The following is a 23,100-nucleotide window of genomic DNA, read 5'->3' on the forward strand; positions in this document are numbered from 1 at the left end:
CTGCCCTTTGCGCATCGGCTCGAGTCGACCCAAGTCGGACCTCTTGCGGGACGGCGACCGCCGTTGGCACGAGAGCAGTCGGACTGCCTCGAGCGACCGGAATGCAGAACCGGACATCCACCTAGTTTCGATAGACGTCGCAGTTTGGCCCACCGGGCCCAATTGCATGGCCTCCAGGATCAGGCTGGGACCAAGCCACGCACCACACGGAACATCATGGGAAATGATCGGGGTCCATCGGGCAAGCCAACTAGATACCCGGCACGAACATGCTGCTCGATCGAACCGCGGGCGTCATCCGAAAGTGCCATCAACATGCCTGTGACGCTGCCCGGGCCGTCGGTGAACGTAGCCCAATAGTCCGCGAAGGACTGATACTCGCAATCTACGACAACGGGAACCTCCGTCACCTCGGCGAGGCCGATCTTCCGCCACAACGCCGCCTGACCGTTCGGCCAGAAGTGCGTGCGCCCCGCCCGCATGGATCTCATCCTGGCGACGTCGGTATCAAGCACAGCACCGGTATTATAGACGAGGTCGAAGGCGGGCATGCCACCAAAGAACTGAGTAACAGCGGACGCGACCACGCCGCCCGGACGGGTTACGCGCTTCATCTCGGCAACTACCTGTTCAATTTCCGGGATAACGTCCAGGGCCAGCGAGGAAACGGCCGCATCGAATACGTCATCGTCGAACCGCAGGTGCCGGACATCGCCGTGTTCATATGCGATATTGGGGTGGGATCGACGAAGGCGGGCTCCTTCCAGGTATCCCTCCGATGCATCAACACCGATCACATGCGCGCCCGCCTCGGCCAGTGCTTTCGTCAACACACCTGTCCCACAGGCTACATCGAGTACGCGACCGCCCGGAGCGACATTGACACGGGCGAGAAACGGGCTTGCCAGATGTTCGCTCCAGCGCCCCATGAAAGCCTCGTAGGCGTCGGAATCAGTCCAATTATATCGTAGTTGTGCAGTTTCCATGAGTTGCCATCCTCCCTCAATCAAGAATGGACCTTAACACGGTCATGCGGGCTGCGCGCATCGCCGTCACACCGGGCAATCCAGCGGAACCTTGTTTGCGCTTCCCAAGAAACATGACGCAGTGGCAACCCCTGCCACGCTGGCCTTTCCGCCGGGGTGGTCCGAACTTCCCGCTTTGGTCGGTTTGACCAGTTCGATCCGCGTAGGTCGAACGGCGGGTATGCGCGCAAGGCGGCAGAACCTTCGCCCTCGCGGCAACGGCCGCCTCCCACCCCACCCAGTCCTTCGGCGCTCATTTCGGCCGTTCTTCAGGTGCCCGAACCAGCGGGACGCCCCATAAGGCGACCTTCATGGCGCTCCCTCAAAGCTGCCCTTCGCGCAACGGATCGGGTCGGACCTATCGCTGACCTCTGGCGAGCGGTTTGGAGAGGTTGTCATTGCCAGCCGCCTACGCCTCGTCCGCGATCCATTCGAGCGAGGCGCCATGCGGGTCGGTCCAAGCGACAGGGGAGCCGTTCACAGATAGGAGGAAGTGGCCTGGCGGCCGGCTTTTTCCGGCGCACCTGGCGATGCACGGGAATACGCGAGGGAACTCGTTCGATACCCAATACGGAGAGAGACGCATCACCTGCTCAGCAAAAGCCTCTCTGTCTGCGGGGTCGGAAACATAGTCGAGGACGGCTGTGTGAAAGATGACGAGGGTAGCATCCTTTGGAGCTTCGCTGCAGAGCCGCACTAAGTCGCTCCCGCGCAGGTCGCCCTTCAGCACTCGGGGCTTGACCGTGGCAGCGATCTTTACGGCCGCCCGCAGATTGGCGAGCCGCGCCGTCTGCTCTGGCCAGACCAGCGTCTCAAGCCATGCGACTTGCGAGGGGTCCGAAGCATCGATCGGGCTCAGGTCCAGCCCTGCCCGCCAGACGACTTGCGGTGCGGCCGCAGGCATCGGCGTTGTCTCACTGGCGGAACATCGGAAGACAGGCGGCTCCGCGGCCATCGCGGGTGCGCGGATCGCCTTGCGCCCGTAATCGTAGCTGTAGAGGTCGGGCATGAGGCAGAGGCCTGCGGAAGTCCCGACCTCCAGGAGGGCCAGCGGCTGCGGCAAGCGCGCCAGTACGGGGAGTAATGTGGCGCACCTTCCCGGCTCGTTGGTTTGCGTCGAGCGCTCGAGCATTAGTGAGCGGATAGCGTCGGGATTAGCCTGAAGCGCCTGGCGAAACTCGTTCCATCCTGTCGGCGTACCGAACAGGTGACGCACCGCGGCGAGCAGAAGGTTTGGTTGCCGCTTCACGTCCGGGAGGGTCGACAGGAAGCCGAGTGTTTCCCGGTCCCCAGCAACCGCACGAGCCAACTCCTCGTATAGCGGCGACCGACCGTGAGCCTCCGTATCGGCGAAGCGAATATATCGGGCTGAGATTTCGGCCAAGCCCTCCTCGCCCATATCCGCTGATCTCCAATCCCGACGTCTCGTCACAGTACACGATCCAAGGATCAGATTGGAGCGAGGCGCGGCGCTTTTACACAAGTTCGACCCATTCCGGTCGTCAAGACGGCGGGTGTTACGCTTTTGCAGTGACCCAATGCCTCGTCACTTCCGGCTGCCCCTCGAAAGTGGCCTCGAAGGTTGGCGCGGCCAGTATGGCCTGCATGTGCAATGTCGCGCTTCCGGTATTACGAAAGCCATGCCAGATGCCGGCCGGCACGATGACTGATTGTCCCGTCGATACTGTTTCTCGTTCATCATCCAACCACAGCTCGGCTTGGCCTTCCAGAACGGAGCGTGAGGCCATGGCTGTCAACCGCAAGCTCCCTGAGCACATACTCGTCATCGAGATCTCGCACGTACTTTCTCATTGCCCGAAATGCATGGTCCGCTCGGGCTGTGGCAGCCGGAAGTGTGGCCTGATACCAGCAACGTTCCCTCGTTTGCGGAGATGTTGGTCGCCCACGGCAAACTCGCGGAGACGGTTGAGGATGCAAACGATCATCGACACGGGTAATCGCGACCGCCTCTATTAACTCGATGAACCACCGGTTGCCGGCTTCATGCGGACGCGGCGTGCTACTTTGCCAACAGAGGGGATCATGCAGATTATCGATCTTAACCTTCAGCCGACAGAAGAGTGGCGTCCCGGCGTGTTGACCAGAATGCGCGTTTCTGCGTTAACCGAGGCAGCCACGCTCTGCATATTCGAACAGTGGGTCGCACCAGGAAGTGGCACACGTACTCACACACCATGGTCAATTCAGAGGACTTGCGGTCCTCTTCCTTATCGCAATCAGCACCATTCATTGGCTTTCTCCCGAGATTGACGACCTACTTGCAGGACGCGCGAAGCCGTCGACTGGATGTCCAGTCTTCGAAGCGCTGCCGCCGACACTAGCCGTCGGCAGATCACGATGTTTCAGCCCGCTCAGGCGGTCCTGGTCTTCATCTGGCTCAAAGCGGCTAAAAGCGCCTCCGCTGCCTCACTCGATGACGCGGGGTTCTGACCGGTGATGAGTTGGCCATCAACGACCGTGTGCACACCCCAGTCCTTGACCTTGGAGAAGACCGCGCCGAGGCTGATGAGTTCGTCCTCCACCAGGAACGGCACGACCTTCGTGAGACCTACGGCCTCTTCCTCGCTATTGGTGAAGCCGGTGACGTAGCGACCTTGAACGAACGGCGTGCCGTCGGGATTGGTCACCTGACGCAGGACGCCCGGGGCATGGCAGACGAGAGCGATCGGCTTGCCGGCCGCGGTGAAGGATTCGATCAGCTTGATCGAATTCGGATCTTCGGCCAGATCCCACAGCGGGCCGTGGCCGCCGGGGTAGAAGAGCGTATCGAAGTCCTTCTGGTCGACGCTGTCCAGGCGCACAGTTCCCGCGAGCTGCGCCTTGGCAACCTCGTCATTCATGAAGCGCCGCGTAAGGTCCGTCTGGAACATCGGCTCGTCGCTCTTCGGGTCGAGTGGCGGCTGGCCGCCCTTCGGCGAGGCGAGGGTGATCTCGGCGCCGGCGTCCTTGAAGAAGTAGTACGGCGCTGCCAGCTCTTCGAGCCAGAAGCCGGTCTTCGTGCCGGTGTTACCGAGAGTGTCGTGGGAGGTGAGTACCATGAGGACTTTCATCGTTCGGATCCCTTCGTCAGATGATACGCCGTGAGGGCGTCGTAGCCGGTTGATTTGGAGCTCGATCAGCCGCATCGGCCTTTCGATGAGCTGATAATGGCACCTGCCCACATATATCAGAAATTTACTTCTTTGATTTTAGATATTCATATGAGATTACATCTCGATGAGATACGACCTGAACCTGCTCCCGGTTTTCCTCGCACTGATGGAGGAGCGGAGCGTCACACGGGCGGCAGCGCGACTAGGCATCACCCAGCCGGCGCTTTCCAACTCGTTGAACCGCCTGCGCGATACCCTGCGGGATCCGCTGTTCATCCGTGAACGGTACGGCATAAAGCCGACGCAACTGGCCGAGGAGATCGCTCCAACGATCGAAGCAGCGCTGGCCCAACTGGACGATCTCGTTTTGAACCAGCAGGAGTTCCAGCCAGCAAACGCCGAACGACTGTTCACGCTTGCCCCGAACAGCTACGTGGAGCTTGTGTTGATGCCGGGCCTCGTTGCGAGGACGCGTGAGCTGGCGCCAGGTATCAAGCTCCGCATGACAGCATTCGGCAACGATCTCGCCGAGACCGGCGTCATTTCCGGTACCACGGCCATGGTGCTTGGCCGCATCGTCGATCCGCCGGACAATCTTGTCGTCCAGCATCTTATGGACGATGGGCTCGCCTGCGTGGTGCGCAAGGACCATCCCGACGTTCGAGACCGTATTTCCCGAGAACAGTACGAACGGCTCAAGCATGTGAACGTGCTCCCGCCGGGCCGGCTGCGCGCGGGCCTCTTCCAGGCATTGGGGCAACAAAACCTCAAGCGAGAAGTCGCCGTTTCTGTCACGCACTTCCTTGCCGTGCCCGAGATGCTTGTCGTCACGGACTACTGCGCAACGCTGCCGAGCCTTATCTGTCGCAGCCTCGAGCGGGATTCGCGCCTGAAGGTACTACCGGCGCCCGTCGACCTCGGCACTTTTCCAGTGCAGATGGCTTGGCACGTTCGCTACCGCCACGACCCTGCCCACAGGTGGTTGCGTTCAATGATCGGCGAACTGGCAAAAGAAGTGACTTCGGAAGAGACCTAAGATGGCTTTCTCGTATGCGTGTTGATCTCTGACTCAACCGCGGGCGCCCTCCCGCGCAGCGAGTTCGTTCTACGGCCCCAAAGCAGACCTTCGCAGCATGAGCACGACTGCTATAAAAAATTACGCGAAATCAACGAATTGCTCCGGACCCGCCTACTCCGCAGACTGAGAATACCCCGGCGCTGTGGAGTTTCATGTGAGGGCGCTGATGGCTGGATGGGTTTGCCGATCGTAAAGCGCCAACTCCTCGGCGGTTGGCGGCTCGAACAGCTTCGACCACCTAAGCAGGTCCGCCCGCGAGATGTCGAACGTGCCGACTGGAAGCTCGGCGTTTCGCCGGGAGACCCGGTTCCAAAGCTCATCAAAGGGAACGTCGAGGAAGCAGAGGACGACGTGGGCACCAGCTGCGCGAGCTTCCTCCCGGCAGGTGTCGCGTTCTGCCCGTGACCACACTCCCCAATCCACGACAACGTTACACTGAAGCCTGATGGCACGTAGAGCGATCTGCCATTGTAGGCTCTCGACTTTACCTCGGCACGGACCAGTTTCGGCTTCTGGAGTAGAGATGCCGGGGTAAAGCTTGTGCATCCAGTCGTCTCCGGTCAGACGGAGGGCAGATGCTTCATGTTCGATTATCTTGGCGAGCGACGTCTTCCCCGAACCGGGAAGACCGCAAGTGAGGTAAAGCGTGGGCATTGGAAAATTTCTGATTCTGGCTTGGCAAGTGGAAATGGCCCCGCGGTGCCGTGCAGGACTGCGCTTCGCTCAATGCCGCAAGGCGCGGCCAATCAGAGGTGTGTTGCCATAGTTTATCTTGTAGGATCGCTCTGTTCAGGGGTCAAGACGGAGCGCATGGGCGAGCTGACAGGTGAATCGTCTAACCCACTGGCTGCTTTGGCTGACTGTCAGCATCCCCATCCCATCTCAGCCGTTCGCGTTTATGGGTTCACGGCCCAATTGCCTCCCCGTCAGGTTCAGGACAACGGGCCAGCCATTCCGCAGGGTCTTGGTCTGCTGATTCTATCAGCGAACACCGGTATTCGGCCTCGCGCAGCTTGCGAGCGGCGACTGGCTGTCGATTATTCGTACCGGCACCGCCCAATACGCGCGAAAGCGCAGGACGGCAACCGGAGAAGGCGAACATGTATTGCTTCAGGTCAGCGTCGTGCAGCGAAAAGCCGAACGTGTTCTGCAGCCCATGCATCTGGAACAGCGCATTCAGCCGGCGATTCTCCTGATTGGCGGCACCGCCGGCGAATGGGCTGGCATCGCAGAAAACCGGCATGATCGTTCGCTTCAACGCCTACCAGCCGGCTGCGATAGAACAGATCGACCTCGTCGTAGAGATTGGTAGGGTTATGCGGCCAATTGCTGATGATGCGATTTTCGAGAAAAGTCGTGCTGTCGGCGCGCGGAAAGGCTACGAGGAGGTAATGGTCGAAGCCTGCGGCTTTCGTCATGTCCTCCAGCCGGCGCTTCAGGTCGGCTTTCAGCTCGCCGGTGCGAACGGCGGTGGAGAGCGGAAAAGCGTTATCCTATGCGCAGTTTCGGGCTGCGCGCTCACGTCTTGTCATCGACTTATCCTCAGCCGCGGGCCATCGGTTCGGGTCTCGCAAGAGAAAGCGCTACGGCGCCGGACAACAGCAAGACTGCAACGATGCCCCGCGTCGTAGGGGCGTGAGGCATGCCGAGGCAGTCTTTGACTGATGCTGCGAGAAGAACGGAGACGAGGTCTAGCGCTCATTCATGATGTTGCAGCGCTTATAAGGCCGCTCCCAAAATATCTGTAATTTCTATTCGGCATGGGAGCCATGCATCCGGTACAAATTGACACTACGGCAGGCAGCCCGCCGCGGCGGGCGGTCAGGCAGCTAAAGTTGTTATCAAAGTCTTACTGTGCGCTTAGGCAATTTTTAAATGTGACAAGCTAGAGTGCCCGCGTGGTCTTGAGTTGTGTAGAGAGTCCAATGACCGAAATGATACGTCCCCGAGTAAAATATGTCATCGGCCCCGATGGCAGCCCGCTGACGATTGCGGATCTTCCGCCGCCGAATACCCGGCGCTGGGTTATCCGTCGCAAGGCTGAGGTTGTCGCCGCAGTGCGCGGTGGCCTGTTGAGCTTGGAAGAAGCCTGCGAGCGTTACACGCTCACCGTCGAAGAATTCCTGTCCTGGCAGTCGTCGATCAACAGTCACGGCCTTGCCGGCCTGCGCACGACGCGTATCCAGCAATACCGTCACTGAACCATCTGCCTCAGGCAAAGACATTTATTTCGGGCCGGACGCATTTCCCTGAAGGGAGTGAAGAAGGCCCGAAATTATTGTTGACGCTGCGTAGCACCACAGTCCCGGTTGAGTAAAAGCATCCGCCAGGCCCGTGGTCTTCGCCGCCGCAACCACGATCGCCACCAGTAATACGTCCATCATCGACCACTTGGACAGATATGGTACGGCGTGACGATAAAACCAGCTGCCGGTCCCGCCGCCGGCAGCTGTCGCCTCGGCGGCAATGCCGATGATCTTCAGGATCGGCAATACGATTGACACGATCCCGACGATCAGCGCGAGCGGGATATCCCCTCCGCTCCAGAGCGAAGCGACGATCTCCACCAGCGACGGCGTTTCGTCGAAAAAGTAGAGCTTCTCGAATCGGATCAGAGGCAGCACCAGCCCAAGCGCCAGGAAAAATGGTGCTGCAGCAAGCAGTACCGGCCGGATTCCCACCAGTCTTCTCATCGAATATCCCTTGGTTGAACACTGTGTCGTCACCTGCACCGGCTTGGCATGGCATGGCCGCCATGTCACGGTCTGCGTGAACAACATCGGTTTTCGGAGAAAATACAATGGACATTTGGAACGAAGACAATGCCTCGGGCGGGCGATATGTGGCCAAGGTCGACGGCCACGAAGCCGAAATGAGCTATTCCCGAACGTCGCTGAAGCTCGTCATCATCGATCACACCGGCGTGCCGGATGCCCTGCGCGGCAAAGGCGTCGGCCAGGCGCTTGCGCTTCACGCAGTCGAAGAGGCGAGAAAGGGCGGCTGGAAGATCTTTGCGCTCTGCCCGTTCTTCAAGGCGCAATCACAACGCCACGAGGAATGGCGCGACGTGGTGAATTAACAACACCAAAAGCCATGTATGACGGACTACGGCCCGTCATACATGGCTTCTTCAGGCGATCCCCAGGACGCCGCAGCCGGCGTCCGCTGCCACTCGGTCAGGCGCGGGCCCGAATGACGCTATCTCGCTCTTCGAGCGCGGTAGCGCGGGCATATTCCGCCTGCATCTCCTCGAGCGCCTGCTCCAGTGACTCTTCCTGCATCTTCAATTCCTTGATGGAAACCTGAAGATTGTCGGCGCGCTGGCGTGCCGCCTTTGCGAAGGTCGGGTAGGCGAAGTGATTCGGGTCGGAAATGCCGGACTTCTTCTCTTCGATGACGATCTGACTTTCCAGATCCTTCGTCATTCGTTCGAATTCCGACATCATCATCTGCAATTGCTGCAGCTGACGTCGTTTTTCGTTCACCTGAAACTCCTTCAGGCGAACTAGGCTCTCACGCGACTTCATACGCATTACTCCAGTGATGCGAGATCCCGGCTCTACTAAAATTGCCCTTGCGCACCGGTTTGAAACGGCCTGCAAAAAAAATTTCCATCGGTATTAACAAAAACCTACCGCTGGTAACCTTTCGTTTACGGGCATCGTTAATGATAGTGCCGATGATTTAAGGGTCGGTAAACATCACTACGCGATTTCCGGATCCTGTTCATTGGTGAGTCGAATGAATCGCTTACCAGCCATTCTTAATGTAAGAGTTAAGGAATTGGCGTTGCGGATTCTCATTGGAAAACAGAGAAATGGACAAATTGCTTAATAAATTCGTTACCTCTTGCCAGAGTGAATCAGAATTTGTTAACCATTTCGTGGCAGCTTCCAAATCACGCAGTGAAGTATTCGGTATCGCGTAGGGGGCCAGACCACCTTTCGGCGGCGGTAAAGGGGATAATAATGCGGGTACTACTTATCGAAGACGACAGCGCGACAGCGCAGAGCATCGAACTGATGCTGAAATCCGAAAGCTTCAACGTCTACACCACCGATCTTGGTGAAGAAGGCGTCGATCTCGGCAAACTGTATGATTACGACATCATCCTTCTCGATCTGAACCTTCCAGACATGTCCGGATATGAAGTGCTGCGCACTCTCCGCCTGTCCAAGGTCAAGACACCAATCCTCATTCTCTCCGGTATGGCAGGGATTGAAGACAAGGTCCGCGGCCTTGGCTTCGGCGCCGACGACTACATGACCAAGCCGTTCCACAAGGACGAGTTGGTCGCTCGCATCCACGCGATCGTCCGCCGTTCCAAGGGCCACGCCCAGTCGGTCATCATGACCGGCGAGTTGATCGTGAACCTCGACGCCAAAACAGTTGAAGTCGGCGGCCAGCGTGTTCACCTGACGGGCAAGGAATACCAGATGCTGGAGCTGCTTTCGCTCCGCAAGGGCACGACCCTGACCAAGGAAATGTTCCTCAACCACCTTTACGGCGGTATGGACGAGCCCGAACTGAAGATCATCGACGTCTTCATCTGCAAGCTGCGCAAGAAGCTCGCAAATGCTGCCGGCGGCGCAAACTACATCGAAACCGTCTGGGGCCGCGGCTACGTTCTGCGCGAGCCGGATGGCGCCGAGTACGCCGAAACTGCCTGAGACACCGAATTTCCCCTTTCGATATGAGATATCCCGCTTTTCCGGCGGGATTTTTCGTTTCGATTGCATGGTCTCAAAAAAACAAAGCCGCCCGGAGGCGGCTCAGGCCTTGAAGAATATAGGAAATCAGGCGGCGATGGCGCGGTTGCCGAAGACGGCCGTCAGGATCTTGCGGTCGAAGGGCTTCAGCAGGAAGTCGGTGGCCCCTGCCCGCTTGCCCATCATCAGCTTCTTGAGATCGGCCTCGATCACACAGTAGTAGATCTTGACGTCCTTGCCGCCTTCCATCGCCCGGATGGCGGAAATCAGTTCGAGCGCGCCGTCCATGCCGGAATCGACGATGATATATTCCGGAAGCTCGGCCTGGCAGCGCGAAAGCGCTTCGCTTGCATTGGACGCCTCACTGACAAGGAAATCGAGTTCGGAAAGGATACGCTTTCCGACTTTGCGGACGACATCCGAACTATCAGTGATCATGAACCGCTGCATGCCTGCTCCTTCGCTCCACTTTTACCCCAGTGGAACTCCCTCAGTCCTTGAGAATAGGTCCATTAGGCTAAGGAAGTGTTACCTGGGACGTGCCAGGCTGCAGCGATGCAACCATGACGCTAGACAAAAACCGCCTCCGCGGTGAAGATAATTTCTTCGCCCGTTGCGCTGTGGCCGAGCTCCATACCGCACTCGTCGGCAAGCAGGACCGTGTAGTAGGGCTGGATCGAATGCGCATCGATCGCCTCCTCGACTTGGCCCGATGTAATTTCCACGAACTTCGCCGGCAGGCGCATCAGCTTGCCCTTGGCGACGATCTTGAACTTGGCGTCGAACTCCGGGTTCTCAAGCGTCACTTCCAGTGAGCCGCCGCGCGGGATCGAGGAATAGGCAACCAGGAAGAGATTGAGCAGCAGCTTGACCCGGTTTTTCGCGACGATGGCGCGCGGCCCATTCCAGCTCACCTCGGTCTTCTTTTCTGCAGCTGCGAAATCCTTGGCTGCGCGCTCAGCCTCACCGGTATCGATCGAAGCGCCGACCGAACCGGAGGCGCCAAATGCAAGGCGTGCAAATTTCAGGCGAACCGAGGCATTGAGCGCGCTCGTGCGGATAAGGTCCATGGCGTCCGAATCGGCCCCGCCTTCGTCCAACAGCTCGAGACCATTGTTGATCGCGCCGACGGGCGAGATGACGTCATGGCAAACACGGCTGCAAAGTAGCGCGGCCAGATCGGGGCCGGTCAGTGTGAGATTGGGGTTCTTGGACATCATCGTCTCCTAAAGGCGGCAAGATTTCATCCCGCCTATCATGCTTGATCAAAATTGCACGAAGTTTGCGCCGTACTCGTCGCCATAATGACACCATATTTGGTAAACCGATTGTTAAGACGATCCGCGCAAAATGCATCCATTGCCGGAAACGGCTCATCGAACCGACCATGATGAACGGATGACACCATGCGCCTTCAATCCCCCGGAAGATTTATGGGCTTTTGCCGACTCTTCGTCGCGCTGACCATTGCAGCATTTGTGCTCTCCCCGCAGCAGGCGGCAGCACAGCAGGCCAACAGCAATCAGTACACCATGCAGGAGATCGTCGACGCTGGCCATTCCTTTTTCGGATCGACCAGCGGCGGCCTGGCAAAGGTAGTTGAAGCGGCCTTTCAGAAATACGGTCTGCCAAACGGTTACGTTTTGGGACAGGAAGGGTCCGGCGCCTTCATCGCCGGCCTGACCTACGGAGAAGGCCAGCTCAACACCAAGAACGCCGGCGCACATTCGCTCTACTGGCAGGGACCGTCCCTCGGCATCGACTACGGCGGCCAAGGCTCGCGCGTCATGATGCTGGTCTACGATCTGCCTTCGATCGAGAGCATTTATGCCCGCTTCGGCGGCGTCAGCGGCCAGGCTTTCGTCATTGCCGGCTTTGGCATGACGCTGCTTAAAAACAATAATGTTCTGGTGGTTCCGATCCGCACCGGCGTCGGAGCCCGCCTCGGCGTCAACGTCGGCTATCTGAAAATTACGCCCGGCCCGACCTGGAACCCCTTCTAATCCCACGATCCCGCGGCGGGTTTCTTGCCCGCCGTCACCTTCCCGCCACTTGCTCTAGGCGCAGCGCGTGCTTTAATCATTGGCGCTGACGCAAATCAAACCTTAAAGCAATGGCCGCGCCGTGATCGAATATACTCTTTTGTTCGGACTGGGTTTCCTGACGGCGGCGTTCCTCGTCTTCCTGATCTCTCCTGCAATCCATCGCCGCATCGTCTGGTATACGGAAAACCGCATGAAGGCGACAATGCCCCTCACCCCGCAGGAAGTAAGGGCGCAGAAGGACATGGTTCGGGCGCTCTACGCTGCGGAGAATGCCAGAACGGCGCAGGACCTGATACGCGAGCGCGAAAAATCCCTGTCGCTGCAGCTTCGCCATGATTCCCTTGCGCTCGATGCCGGCCGCTTGTCGTCCGAACTCGGCGCACTGCAGGCGCAGATCGGCGATCTGAACGTCGAGGCCGCCGAAATGCGCTCCCGCCTGCGCAAGGACGAAAACTATATCAGCCAGTTGAAGACGAGCCTGCATATTGCCGAACAGGCGACTTCTGCAAAGGAAAGTGAGATCGAGACGCTGCGCACGCGCCTCAACAAGTTCGCCGAGAAGGCGGACAACCTTAAAATCGACATGGCGGCGCGCGACACCGAGATGGAAAGTCTAAAATCCCTTGCCAACGCGCTGCGCGACGAACGCGACACGTTGCGCCAGGACGTCAATCTTCTGCAGAAGCGGGCCAAGGATGCCGAGCAGAAGCTGACGCAGCAGGAGCATTTGGTGATCCGCCTGGAGGACAAATGCGCGCGCGAAGCTGCTGCCGCTGCCGACAAGGAAACGCTGCTCGGCCGCCGCCAGCAGGAAATCGCCAAGCTCAAGGAGCAATTGAAGTCGCTCAATGCCGGCCTGCGCAAGGCAAACCGCGGGCTGCGCGATGCGGGTCTGGCAACGCTCGAAACCAAAGGGGAGGAACTGATGCAGGAAGAATCTCCAGCTTCCGAACTTGATTCAGCAGCGGTTGCCGCCCGCCTTGCCGAAGAAGTTCGCGCGCGCAGTGCAGCCGTTTCCGATCGCATTTCCAAGGCGAAGGCGACGACGGGCAACGACAGCGCCATGCGCGAAGAGATCGCCTCGATCGCGGCTGGCATGGTCGCACTGACGGCGCTTAACGAGGGCCCCTCCTCGCCGATCCGCGACCTTCTGCCGGAGGATGCGGGTAACGAAGAGGGCGAACGCGTGAGCCTCGCCCAGCGCGCCGCAACGATCCTGTCGCAACCGGGCTGATCAGAGACGATCGGCCGCCGATGCCATCGCGAACAAAGCGATGCCGGTCGCCGTCGCGACATTGAGACTGTCGAGGCGGACAGATTGCGGAATGCGCGCACTCTTGAAGCGCGCCAGGACAGCTTCCGGCAGCCCATCTCCCTCTGTACCGACCACCAGCGCCATGCGATCCGAAGGTTTTATCGCACGGATATCCGTCTTGCCGCGCGGCGATAGCGTCCAGATATCGAAACCGCGTTCTGTCAGTGCGATGAGGATATCGAGAGCACTGCTGCTGCGTTGATAGGGAACGCTCAGCACGGAACCTACCGAGACACGCATCGCCTTCCGGTAAAGCGGATCGCAGGAGGTCTCGTCGAGGAAGATGGCGTCCGCGTTGAAGGCGGCCGCATTGCGGAACATCGAACCGGCATTGTCGTGATTGGAAATGCCGCAGCCAACGAGCACCAGCGCGCGCTCCGCCAGGCTGTCGAGCAGGTTCTCGCTGCCCGGGATGCGTCGGCCGAGCGCCAGCACGCCGCGATGCAGATGGAAGCCGACGATGCCGTCGAGAACATCCGCCTCGGCGACATAGACTGGGACATCGTCCGGCACGCGCGCAAGAATGGCTGCGACGCCTTCGGCGCGGTTTCGCAGCAGCAGGATTTTCTCGGCCTCGAAGCCGCGTCTGGTAGCATGGGCTTCGGCCAGCATGCGCAGCACGACGGTGCCTTCGGCAATGAAACGGTTCTGCCTGCCCGTCAGGTCGCGTTCGCGGATCGCGCGAAATTCCGCAATGCGCGGATCGTCGGCGCTTTCGATCGTGATCGGCGCGGCAGCCATCGGCCTCAGTTGCCGGCGACGGTGATGTCGGCGACGAGCCGACCCGCCTCGATGTCGAAGACCAGCGCCTTACGCTTGCCGTCGATCGATTGGCCGAAGAACAGGATCTGGCTGCCGGAGAGCGAGGTGGACTGCACGGCGAACCCGAGCGGCAGGGAAACTGTGGATCTTGCCGGCGAATCCGAAGAGCCGCCGGAGCCCGAAACAACTGCCGTTTCTGCCGGTTCGGCCTTCATCGTCTTGTAGACAACGGCGCCGAAGACCGCCATAAGGCTCACGAACATGATGGCGCCGGAGACGATCTGCAGGCGGACCATCTTGCGCCGGACATTTTCCATTGCCGGATCAAGGGGCTGTTCTTCCTGATCGTCCAGCTCGATTTTCGTCATCGTGGTGTCCTATGAAATACTTCGGAGAAGAAGCGTCTTGAGCGACCCCTTTAAACAAGCATCCGGCATTAGGAAAGTCCTGACTGCCGATGAGAAGGCCGAAGGCCGCCTCGACGCCTGGCTGACGGCTCAGCTCGGCGAGGAATTTTCCCGCAGCCGCGTCAAGGTTCTGATCAAGGATGGCCAGTTGCTGGTGAACGGCGCCGTCGTACTCGACCCGCAAAAGAAAGTGCGCTCCGGCGACAATTACGAACTCCTGCTGCCCGAGCCGGAAGACCCGACGCCGAAGGGCGAAGTCATCCCGCTCGACATCCTTTACGAGGACGACGACCTCATTGTCATCTCGAAACCGACCGGCATGGTCGTCCATCCGGCTGCCGGAAACTGGACGGGAACGCTCGTCAATGCGCTGATCCACCACTGCGGCGACAGCCTCTCGGGTATCGGCGGCGTCCGGCGGCCAGGCATCGTGCATCGGCTTGACAAGGATACGACCGGCGTCATGGTCGTCGCCAAGAACGATATTGCACATCGCCACCTGTCGCTCCAGTTTGCAGATCACGGCCGCACCATGCCCCTCAAGCGCGCCTACCAGGCGATCGTCTGGGGCCGGCCGCGCTCGCTCTCAGGCACGATCGATGCACCGCTCGGCCGCTCGACCGGCGACCGCACGCGCCGCTCCGTCAAGCGTCCTGACAGCCAGGATGCTGATGAGGCCATCACGCATTACGCGGTGCTGGAACGCTTCCACGAGAGCCCGGATGCAACAGCGCTTGCCGCCCTCGTCGAATGCCATCTGGAGACCGGCCGCACCCATCAGATTCGCGTCCATATGGCCCATATCGGCCATCCGCTGCTTGGCGATACGGTCTATGGAGCGCATTTCAGAACCAAGGCCAATCTACTGCCCGATGAAGCACGTAACGTCGTCAACAGCTTCGGCCGTCAGGCGCTCCATGCCTATATGCTGCAGTTCGAGCATCCCCGCACGGGTGAACTCATGGACTTCGAAGTGCCCCTCCCCGCAGATATGGTGGAACTCGCAGAAGCGCTCCGACGTTAGCAGTATAACGTCTTCGTGAAGGCTTTTGATGGGCTTGAACCGCTGTTCCGCCATACTTATCTGTATGTTGACTTAGTGCGGGCTTGGATTTGAGCCGCACGTCCCGGTTCGCCAGTTCAGACGCGGGGACGCGTTCCATCGGGAACCGGAATCTATATAGGAGGGTGCAATCATGGCCCGCAATACCTTGCCGTCCATTACCGCCGGCGAAGCCGGTCTCAATCGTTATCTCGACGAAATCCGCAAGTTTCCGATGCTGGAGCCGCAGCAGGAATATATGCTGGCAAAGCGCTATTCCGAGCACGGTGACCGCGAAGCTGCGCATAAACTCGTTACCAGCCACCTGCGTCTCGTCGCCAAGATCGCGATGGGCTACCGCGGCTACGGCCTGCCGATCGGCGAAGTTGTGTCCGAAGGCAATGTCGGCCTCATGCAAGCCGTCAAGAAGTTTGATCCGGAACGCGGTTTCCGGCTCGCCACCTACGCAATGTGGTGGATCAAGGCCTCGATCCAGGAATATATCCTGCGCTCGTGGTCGCTGGTGAAGATGGGCACGACCGCCAACCAGAAGCGCCTGTTCTTCAACCTGCGCCGCCTCAAGGGTCGGATCCAGGCAATCGACGAAGGCGACCTGAAGCCGGAGCATGTCGCGGAGATCGCCACGAAGCTGAACGTCTCCGAGGAGGAGGTCGTTTCGATGAACCGCCGCCTGTCCGGCGACGCTTCGCTGAACGCGCCGATCAAGGCCTCCGAAGGCGACAGCGGGCAGTGGCAGGATTGGCTCGTGGACGATCACGACAGCCAGGAAGACGTGCTGATCGAGCAGGATGAGCTCGAAACGCGCCGCCGCATGCTCTCGAAGGCGATGGGCGTGCTGAACGACCGCGAACGCCGCATCTTCGAAGCACGCCGCCTTGCCGACGATCCGGTCACGCTGGAAGATCTGTCAACCGAGTTCGACATCAGCCGCGAACGCGTGCGCCAGATCGAAGTCCGCGCCTTCGAAAAGGTGCAGGACGCGGTGCGCAAGGAAGCGTTGGAAAGGGCAAACGCCGTCCGTGTCGTCGAAGCCACGGCATAACGGGTTGGCGCCTCGACATGAGATCGGAAAGCCGCTTGCTGCAGTTTGCGACAGGCGGCTTTCTTCATTTTAAGTTCGCAAGAGGCACCTTCCGGGATGAGGCAAAGGCCGAAACTGTTCGGCGCGGATTACAGCGTTTATGTGCGGTCCGCGCGGCCTGCAACCTGCAACTCCAAGGCAGTGCGCCCGGATGAACCAGATCATCAGCATCGCGGATGGATACATCTACTCCAACCTCGTCTGGGGAATACATGTGGAACTGGTGTCGAAGCCGCTGCGCGGAGAGCCAAGCGATGAGGCGGGCGTGGCCATCGCTCGATCCAAAGCGCCTGTTTGCCTGCAGGCTCTTGCGGATTTGATGGATGGGGAGCCTTGGCTCGCGGGTGAGACGCTGACATCGCACCAATGATGGATTATTTCCTGACGGTTCCCGAAGGGCGGAAGCTGCTTGAGCAGTACACCGGCCTCACCGCCTGGTGGAAACGCATCGCCGAGCGTAAAAGCATGCAATACACGAAGCCAACGACTTAAGCCCGGCAGCGGGTTGTCCCGTTGCCACTTTTCCAGGCGACCAGCGCGCTACTGGCTCGTGCTCACGTCGCCGAGCGCCGCCCATTCTTTGATTGCTGTATTGAAGGCTGCTATGCCGGTCGGACCCTTCTGCATCGTGATCAGCGCGCGGCGGCCGTTGCGATAGGTAATCGGAATATCGATCCAGTCACGCGTCGAAAGCAGATCGAGGTTCGCCTTGCGGGCATCCGGATAATCGTTCAGCGCAATCATGTGGAAGTCATCGGTGATTTTGGCAGGAACCGCAATCAACGGGTCGCCGCGATCCTGCTCCGTGCGCTTCATCGAAATGCGTTGGACGCTATCGATGCTGCCGCCTTCGAAATTCGGCGGAAGCGAGAAGACGATCTCGACGAGATGGCTCGCCGGAAGCGACGGATCGGAGTTGCGCTTGAAGGTCACGAGAGCCGAAAGATTGCGCTCCGGCACCGTCACATTGGCCTGCACCGTCGATTCTTGCTTGCCGCCCTGGCCGGCTTCATGCTGGACGCTCCAGGCGACGCCCCCCTGGATCGCCGTTGGCGAGCTCTGGCCGATCCGCTCCTCATACAGGAACATCTTCTCGCTCGCACCGGCCGGCACCTGCTGCGGGGCAGCGGACGGGCCGTTCGGCGGCGGCGTCTCGGCGGACGCCCCACCTGCCTGTACGGGCGGAGCCGGCGCGGTGGATGCGACATTCTGCTCGGAGACCGACTTGCCTTCGGCGGTCGGCGTACCGGGCATGGCAGCCGGGCCGCTGTCGACTTCCGTACCGTCTGCCATGAGGCGCTGGTTGAATTTGTTGTTGACCGAAGAGCCGTCATCGAGCGCGGCAACCTGCCGGCCAGGTTCGGCAGGCTTGGCCGCTTCTGTGTTGTTTGTCGAAGGGGTTGCCGGCGTCTGGTTCTGCATAGCAGCGGGCTCGCTCTCGGCTGTCTTGGACGGAGCGGCGCTCACCAGATTGTCAACCATCGCGATCAGCTCGGCACGGTTCATCCAGGCGGCATAGGCACCGCCGCCCAGCAATGCCAGCACGCCGATGACGGCAATGATCGTGCCGATACCGAAGCGGCGGCGCTTCGGTTCCATGCGGAAATTCTTGCTCTGCAGTTTGGCGGCAACGATCTGGTCGATATCGGCAGTTGGCGCCGAATCGTCGTCTTCGGCGACCACGCCGCGGCGACCGTAACCCCGAAGGGCCTTGGCTTCCTGCCACTCTTCGCCCGGTACGTCGGCAGCAGGCGCCGCGGGCTTGCCGTGGATCTCGGCGAACAGGTCCGAATCGTCGAAGTGCGCTGCGACAGGGGCCTTCTTGTTGTTGGTGCCTGCCTCGATCGGCGGCAGATCGTCAAAGGCTGCGGCTTCCCAGGAAAAACCCTGGTTTGCGGCCGGCATCTTCGCGGGCGGCGGCGGGTTTTGAAGACCAGCAATGGCTTCCTCGAAGGCGCGCGCGTGGTCGTTGGCCGACTCCGCTTGAGGAACGCTTTCTGAGAAGTTCCTGACCTCCTCCGTGGCCCATTCAACCTCTGCGTCCTTCGGTGGCTCGGCCGGGGTTTCGGCAGCCGGCTCGGCCCAGACGGGATCGAAATGCGCAACCGTTTCGGCGCGCAGCGGCTCCTCGCGGCTGTGCTCGACGAACTCCTCCGGCTTCTCGAAAGAGACGAACGGCTCAACGAGCCGGTTCGACGGATTGTATTCGCCGGCAGGAGGAAGGGGTTCCGGTTCGACAGCCGGTTCGGCCTCGACGGCAGGCGCGTCCTCGAGATACTCCTCCGGCGGGAGTGCGTATTCGTCGACCGGCACTTCATCGCGATGCGACGCAGCCCACTCCTCGGGAGGTGCTGCTTCCGCCTCAGCCGCAGCAGTAACTTCCTCGACCGGGCGGTCCCATCGTTCTTCTTCTTGTTCTTCCGGCACCGCCGCTACCGACGCAGGCTCCTCGTGAGGCTCCTCGTAGGGAGCCGCCTCTTCCTGCGGTTCAGGCTGCGGCTCTTCGTGACGGTATTGCGCTTCTTCATCCGCATCGGCGCGATGCTCTTCTGCGACCGGTTCTGCAGCAACCGGTTCGTCAGCAAGTTCTGCGGCAACCGGTTCGTCAGCGACCGGTTCTCCAGCTACTGGTTCTTCAGCCGGCTCCGGAGCGACAGCATACTCTGTTGACGGCTCGGAAACAGGCTCTTCATGGACAGGCGCGTCTGCTGCAGCAATGGCTGCCTCATCGTCCGGCAATGCCTCGGAGTGCTCGGCCTCCACCTCACGGATAGCAGCATCGAGCTTATCGAGCTGGCGCTGCAGCATCGCTTCCGGCGGGCGCGGCTTCATGTTTTCGAGCTGCCGCTGCACCGCGCCGCGGGCACGCTCGTAAACCTTCGTCCGCATCTCGGGGGTGTTTTCAGCCAGGCCGTCAACCGCCCGCCGGATAACTGCAATAAAATCAGCCATTAGTTACTTTTCTCGAGAGGCCCGATTCGCGGCCGGACCAGATGCCATAATGACCCGCGACATTAATCCTCAAACGGATCAGTCACAAGTATGGTGTCATCGCGCTCGGGGCTTGTGGACAAAAGCGCGACAGGCGCACCGATTAGCTCCTCGACCTGGCGGACATATTTGATCGCCTGCGCAGGCAGAGCGGCCCAACTGCGGGCACCGACGGTCGACTCCTTCCAGCCTTCCAGCGTGATGTAGACCGGCTCCACGCGAGCCTGCGCCGCCTGGCTTGCCGGCAGGTGGTCGATCTGCTCGCCGTCGAGCATGTAGCCGACACAGATCTTCAGCTCGTCGAGACCGTCAAGCACATCGAGCTTCGTCAGCGCAATGCCAGTGATGCCGTTGGTGGCGACCGACTGGCGCACAAGCGCCGCATCGAACCAGCCGCAACGGCGCTTGCGTCCCGTCACCGTACCGAATTCATGGCCCTTCTCACCAAGGAACTGGCCAACCGAATCGTTGAGTTCCGTCGGAAACGGACCTTCGCCGACGCGCGTCGTGTAGGCCTTGGTGATGCCGAGGATATAGCCGAGCGAGCCAGGTCCCATGCCCGAGCCGGCAGAAGCCTGGCCGGCGACCGTATTCGACGAGGTCACGAAGGGATAGGTGCCATGGTCGATATCGAGCAAGCTGCCCTGCGCGCCTTCGAAGAGAATGTGCGCGCCCTTGCGGCGCTCCTTGTCGAGGAGCAGCCACACCGTTTCGCGGAAGGGAAGCACGCGATCGGCGATCGACGTCAGCTCCGTCATGATCGCCTCGTGGCTCACCTCGTCGACGCCCAGGCCGCGGCGAAGCGCGTTGTGGTGCGTGAGGATACGGTCGACCTTGCCCGGGAGCGCCTCCAGATCGGCGAGATCCATGACCCGAATCGCGCGACGGCCGACCTTGTCTTCATAGGCCGGGCCGATGCCACGGCGCGTCGTGCCGATCTTCGTGCCGCTGTTGGAGGCGGCATCTTCGCGATAGGCATCGAGCTCGCGGTGCAGCGAGAGGATCAGCGTAGCGTTGTCGGCGATGCGCAGGTTGTCGGGAGAAATCTTGACGCCCTGTTTTTCGAGCTTCTCAATCTCGGCAATCAGCGCGTGCGGATCGACGACGACGCCGTTTCCGATCACCGCCATCTTGCCCGGGCGCACGACACCGGAAGGCAACAGCGACAGCTTGTAGCTCGTGCCGTCGATGACGAGCGTATGGCCGGCATTGTGTCCGCCCTGATAGCGCACAACGATATCCGCACGTTCCGAAAGCCAATCGACAATCTTGCCCTTGCCTTCGTCACCCCATTGCGAACCGACCACGACTACGTTCGTCATCCAACTCTTCCTGTTACCGGCGGATTATCCGCGCTCTGCTCAAACCCGCGCATCTATAAAGCTTTGTTTTTTGGAAAGCGACCCTGTTATCAGAGCGAAATGGGCTTTTTACGTGACAAATCAGCCAGTCCCGGGCTATTGCCGGTCCATCGGCAGCCCTGCGAACTACTTTTCGGAAGACGGAAAAGAATCAACCTTGCATATCACGGCCTATATTTGTCTCGCCATTGCGACGTTGTGCTGGGGTGGAAACACTGTCGCCGGAAAGCTGGCGCTCGGCCATGTGAGCCCCATGACGCTGACGTTCCTACGCTGGACAATTGCCACCGCGCTCATCGCCGCGGTGTCGATTCCGCAGATCAAGAAGGACTGGCCGGTCGTCCGAAAGAAGCTGCCACTGCTGCTTTTCTACGGCATGGTCGGCTATACGCTCTTCAACGCCATGCTTTACTCGGCCGTGAAATACACCACCGCCATCAATGTTGCGATCGAGCAGGCAGGCATCCCGATGCTGATCTTCCTGCTCAATCTGATTTTCTTCCGCACTGGCGTTTCGGCCGCGCAGGTCGCCGGCTTCGGCATGACGCTCGTCGGCGTGGCCTTGACCGCCTCCCATGGCGATATCGCGGCGCTGCTTACGCTCGGTCTCAACCGCGGCGATGCCTTGATGCTGGTGGCGGTCGCCGCCTATTCGATCTACACGATCTTTCTGCGCTGGAAGCCGCCGGTCGACTGGCGCACGCTCATGGCCTTTCCGGCCCTTGCGGCGGCGCTGACGTCGCTGCCACTGCTGCTTTGGGAAAATGCGGCCGGCAATGTCCAGATGCCGGACGGCAAAGGCTGGATCATCACATTCTACACGGCGATCTTCGCCTCGCTGGTTGCGCAGATCCTCTATATCAAAGGCGTGGAGTGGATCGGCGCCAACCGGGCCAGCCTGTTCATCAATCTCGTTCCGGTTTTCGGCACGCTCTTATCCGTGCTGCTGCTTGGCGAAGCATTGCAGCTTTTCCATTTCGTCTCGCTGGTGCTGACGCTGGGCGGCATTGCGATCGCTGAGAAGGGACGTCCAAAGCTTTCGGCTTCGACCGCCCCCGCCTCGCCAATGGACTAAGATCAGCCGAGTTCCAGCGTCGTGACGCCGTAGACGTTCCTCAGCGGAATGGCAGGTGCCGTGCCGCGATACATGCGCGCCGTCTCGAATACCGGTTCGAGCCCCATGCTTTCGGTAAGCGCGATCGCTTCCCTGTTTTCGGCGGGAACATCGATGAACACCCGCTCGCCGCCAGCCTCCGGCAGCAATTCGGCAAGCAGCGCGGCTGCGGTATCGGAATCGGCGGCAAAAAGCGGCCCGATCTTGTAGCCTTCGTAACAGCGGCGGATCGTGGCGTAGCCACGGATCTTGCCGCTCTTGCGCGCGATCGCCGTCTTGCGCCCGCGCCGCCGCTTGCACCATGCGGCTACGAATGCATTGCGTGGCTCGGTGAAAATCGCGGCATCGTAACGGAACAGACCGTCCAGCTTGTCCGACACCGGGTGCGCTAAGAGCGAGGACTGCGGCAACGCCGCCGCAATGCCGCCATACCGGATCGTCGTATAGGCAGGTTCGAAGCCTGCCTTGCGGTAATTCTCCTGCTGAGCGACGACGCCGTCGAGCCCGATCGTGCGGTCTGCCGCAGACGCCATGCCGGCATTCCAGAGCGCCTTGCCGTAGCCTTTGCCACGGAAATCCGGATGGACGATGTAGAGGCCGAGAAACGCCAAGTGTTCGCCGTATTTCACCACCGAGATGGAACCGACGGGAACTTCACCAACCGCACCGATGAAAAAGCCGGACGGGTCGGCTTCCTGGAAAGCGAGCGAATCGTCGAGTCCTGGATTCCACCCCTCCTGCCTTGCCCATTCGAGCACAAGCTCCAACTCACCCGGCCGCATCGCGCGAACCGCAAATTCCGAACTCATGCAACCTTCCCAAGCAAATCCTGCCTCCAGCTTGCAGGGCAGAATAAAGCGTTAAAGTCTGGACCGCGGCATCGCTGCCGGGCGCGAAGAAACATGCTCATTGCTGAAACGACCTGCATCGATCGTCATAAGGCACGACACGAAAATCTTCGCATCACAATTATCATGAAGCAACGCCGTTGAAATCTCAAGAGAATTACTTCGCAGAAGCAGCAAAGCGTAAATGA

The 23,100-nt window shown here is 60.1% G+C and carries 25 protein-coding genes; 10 read left to right on the plus strand and 15 right to left on the minus strand.

Features of this window, described 5'->3' with window-relative positions; genetic code table 11:
- Positions 1-179 precede the first annotated feature (179 nt).
- From RGR602_RS14565 to RGR602_RS14580, 4 genes are all read right to left on the minus strand, one after another.
- The gene (locus RGR602_RS14565; protein ID WP_039845698.1) at positions 180-986 is read right to left on the minus strand and encodes a class I SAM-dependent methyltransferase; all 807 of its coding nucleotides are present in this window, start codon (positions 984-986) and stop codon (positions 180-182) included.
- A gap of 448 nt (positions 987-1,434) precedes the next feature.
- Positions 1,435-2,424 (minus strand): DUF2332 domain-containing protein, encoded by a 990-nt coding sequence (locus RGR602_RS14570; RefSeq protein ID WP_039845699.1) that lies wholly within the window; start codon positions 2,422-2,424, stop codon positions 1,435-1,437.
- A gap of 118 nt (positions 2,425-2,542) precedes the next feature.
- Entirely contained in the window at positions 2,543-2,773 is a 231-nt protein-coding gene (locus RGR602_RS14575) for a cupin domain-containing protein (RefSeq protein WP_223844020.1), read from the minus strand.
- 624 nt (positions 2,774-3,397) lie between these two features.
- The gene (locus RGR602_RS14580) at positions 3,398-4,096 is read right to left on the minus strand and encodes a type 1 glutamine amidotransferase domain-containing protein (protein WP_039846896.1); all 699 of its coding nucleotides are present in this window, start codon (positions 4,094-4,096) and stop codon (positions 3,398-3,400) included.
- 166 nt (positions 4,097-4,262) lie between these two features.
- Here RGR602_RS14580 and RGR602_RS14585 point away from each other — a divergent pair, with 166 nt between their 5' ends.
- Positions 4,263-5,174: a LysR substrate-binding domain-containing protein gene (locus RGR602_RS14585; RefSeq protein ID WP_039845700.1), complete on the plus strand. Its 912-nt coding sequence runs from the start codon at positions 4,263-4,265 to the stop codon at positions 5,172-5,174.
- 192 nt (positions 5,175-5,366) lie between these two features.
- Here RGR602_RS14585 and RGR602_RS14590 read toward each other — a convergent pair whose 3' ends face one another.
- The gene (locus tag RGR602_RS14590) at positions 5,367-5,870 is read right to left on the minus strand and encodes an AAA family ATPase (RefSeq protein WP_039845701.1); all 504 of its coding nucleotides are present in this window, start codon (positions 5,868-5,870) and stop codon (positions 5,367-5,369) included.
- A gap of 250 nt (positions 5,871-6,120) precedes the next feature.
- Complete coding sequence (locus RGR602_RS39405; RefSeq protein ID WP_052451569.1) at positions 6,121-6,459, minus strand: hypothetical protein; 339 nt, start codon at positions 6,457-6,459, stop codon at positions 6,121-6,123.
- Positions 6,460-7,141: 682 nt separating this feature from the next.
- Here RGR602_RS39405 and sciP point away from each other — a divergent pair.
- Positions 7,142-7,417 carry a CtrA inhibitor SciP gene (gene sciP, locus RGR602_RS14600; protein WP_007533628.1) on the plus strand — a complete coding sequence of 92 codons (276 nt, stop codon included), beginning with the start codon at positions 7,142-7,144 and terminating at the stop codon, positions 7,415-7,417.
- 24 nt (positions 7,418-7,441) lie between these two features.
- On the opposite strand, the gene RGR602_RS14605 is transcribed toward sciP, so the two are convergent.
- Positions 7,442-7,909: a paraquat-inducible protein A gene (locus RGR602_RS14605; RefSeq protein WP_039846897.1), complete on the minus strand. Its 468-nt coding sequence runs from the start codon at positions 7,907-7,909 to the stop codon at positions 7,442-7,444.
- Positions 7,910-8,016: 107 nt separating this feature from the next.
- On the opposite strand from RGR602_RS14605, the gene RGR602_RS14610 reads away from it, so the two are divergent.
- Positions 8,017-8,295, plus strand: coding sequence for a GNAT family N-acetyltransferase (locus RGR602_RS14610; RefSeq protein ID WP_039845702.1), 279 nt, complete (start codon positions 8,017-8,019; stop codon positions 8,293-8,295).
- A gap of 97 nt (positions 8,296-8,392) precedes the next feature.
- Here the strand turns inward: RGR602_RS14610 and RGR602_RS14615 are convergent, their stop codons facing one another.
- Entirely contained in the window at positions 8,393-8,743 is a 351-nt protein-coding gene (locus RGR602_RS14615) for a hypothetical protein (RefSeq protein WP_039845703.1), read from the minus strand.
- Between the two features lie 441 nt (positions 8,744-9,184).
- Here RGR602_RS14615 and ctrA point away from each other — a divergent pair, with 441 nt between their 5' ends.
- Positions 9,185-9,886 carry a response regulator transcription factor CtrA gene (ctrA, locus tag RGR602_RS14620; RefSeq protein ID WP_003542362.1) on the plus strand — a complete coding sequence of 234 codons (702 nt, stop codon included), beginning with the start codon at positions 9,185-9,187 and terminating at the stop codon, positions 9,884-9,886.
- A gap of 126 nt (positions 9,887-10,012) precedes the next feature.
- On the opposite strand, the gene RGR602_RS14625 is transcribed toward ctrA, so the two are convergent.
- Entirely contained in the window at positions 10,013-10,375 is a 363-nt protein-coding gene (locus tag RGR602_RS14625; protein ID WP_039845704.1) for a response regulator, read from the minus strand.
- 119 nt (positions 10,376-10,494) lie between these two features.
- The gene (gene chpT, locus RGR602_RS14630) at positions 10,495-11,142 is read right to left on the minus strand and encodes a histidine phosphotransferase ChpT (RefSeq protein WP_039845705.1); all 648 of its coding nucleotides are present in this window, start codon (positions 11,140-11,142) and stop codon (positions 10,495-10,497) included.
- 189 nt (positions 11,143-11,331) lie between these two features.
- On the opposite strand from chpT, the gene RGR602_RS14635 reads away from it, so the two are divergent.
- On the plus strand, positions 11,332-11,928 hold the full coding sequence (locus RGR602_RS14635) for a DUF1134 domain-containing protein (RefSeq protein ID WP_039845706.1): 597 nt from the start codon (positions 11,332-11,334) through the stop codon (positions 11,926-11,928).
- A 121-nt stretch (positions 11,929-12,049) separates the two neighbouring features.
- Positions 12,050-13,204, plus strand: coding sequence for a hypothetical protein (locus RGR602_RS14640; protein WP_039845707.1), 1,155 nt, complete (start codon positions 12,050-12,052; stop codon positions 13,202-13,204).
- On the opposite strand, the gene RGR602_RS14645 is transcribed toward RGR602_RS14640, so the two are convergent.
- Together RGR602_RS14645 and RGR602_RS14650 are read right to left on the minus strand one after the other, a co-directional pair.
- A complete protein-coding gene (locus RGR602_RS14645; RefSeq protein ID WP_039845708.1) occupies positions 13,205-14,026 on the minus strand; it encodes a TrmH family RNA methyltransferase in 822 nt (273 codons plus the stop codon).
- Positions 14,027-14,031: 5 nt separating this feature from the next.
- The gene (locus RGR602_RS14650) at positions 14,032-14,415 is read right to left on the minus strand and encodes a hypothetical protein (RefSeq protein ID WP_039845709.1); all 384 of its coding nucleotides are present in this window, start codon (positions 14,413-14,415) and stop codon (positions 14,032-14,034) included.
- A 37-nt stretch (positions 14,416-14,452) separates the two neighbouring features.
- Here RGR602_RS14650 and RGR602_RS14655 point away from each other — a divergent pair, with 37 nt between their 5' ends.
- The 3 genes from RGR602_RS14655 to RGR602_RS38350 all read left to right on the plus strand — a co-directional run bounded on the left by RGR602_RS14655 (position 14,453) and on the right by RGR602_RS38350 (position 16,968).
- On the plus strand, positions 14,453-15,478 hold the full coding sequence (locus RGR602_RS14655) for an RluA family pseudouridine synthase (RefSeq protein ID WP_039845710.1): 1,026 nt from the start codon (positions 14,453-14,455) through the stop codon (positions 15,476-15,478).
- A 172-nt stretch (positions 15,479-15,650) separates the two neighbouring features.
- Complete coding sequence (gene rpoH, locus RGR602_RS14660; RefSeq protein ID WP_039845711.1) at positions 15,651-16,559, plus strand: RNA polymerase sigma factor RpoH; 909 nt, start codon at positions 15,651-15,653, stop codon at positions 16,557-16,559.
- A 190-nt stretch (positions 16,560-16,749) separates the two neighbouring features.
- Positions 16,750-16,968 (plus strand): glutathione S-transferase family protein, encoded by a 219-nt coding sequence (locus RGR602_RS38350; RefSeq protein ID WP_052451571.1) that lies wholly within the window; start codon positions 16,750-16,752, stop codon positions 16,966-16,968.
- 170 nt (positions 16,969-17,138) lie between these two features.
- Here the strand turns inward: RGR602_RS38350 and RGR602_RS14670 are convergent, their stop codons facing one another.
- Entirely contained in the window at positions 17,139-19,550 is a 2,412-nt protein-coding gene (locus tag RGR602_RS14670; RefSeq protein WP_039845712.1) for a RodZ family helix-turn-helix domain-containing protein, read from the minus strand.
- A 62-nt stretch (positions 19,551-19,612) separates the two neighbouring features.
- Positions 19,613-20,911 carry an adenylosuccinate synthase gene (locus RGR602_RS14675; RefSeq protein ID WP_039845713.1) on the minus strand — a complete coding sequence of 433 codons (1,299 nt, stop codon included), beginning with the start codon at positions 20,909-20,911 and terminating at the stop codon, positions 19,613-19,615.
- A 196-nt stretch (positions 20,912-21,107) separates the two neighbouring features.
- Here RGR602_RS14675 and RGR602_RS14680 point away from each other — a divergent pair, with 196 nt between their 5' ends.
- Positions 21,108-22,025, plus strand: a complete 918-nt coding sequence (locus RGR602_RS14680) for a DMT family transporter (RefSeq protein WP_039846898.1) — start codon at positions 21,108-21,110, stop codon at positions 22,023-22,025.
- A 2-nt stretch (positions 22,026-22,027) separates the two neighbouring features.
- Here RGR602_RS14680 and RGR602_RS14685 read toward each other — a convergent pair whose 3' ends face one another.
- On the minus strand, positions 22,028-22,873 hold the full coding sequence (locus tag RGR602_RS14685; protein ID WP_039845714.1) for a GNAT family N-acetyltransferase: 846 nt from the start codon (positions 22,871-22,873) through the stop codon (positions 22,028-22,030).
- Between the last annotated feature and the right edge of the window lie 227 nt (positions 22,874-23,100).

Origin of the sequence: Rhizobium gallicum bv. gallicum R602sp (assembly GCF_000816845.1) — a bacterium.
Lineage (GTDB): Bacteria > Pseudomonadota > Alphaproteobacteria > Rhizobiales > Rhizobiaceae > Rhizobium > Rhizobium gallicum.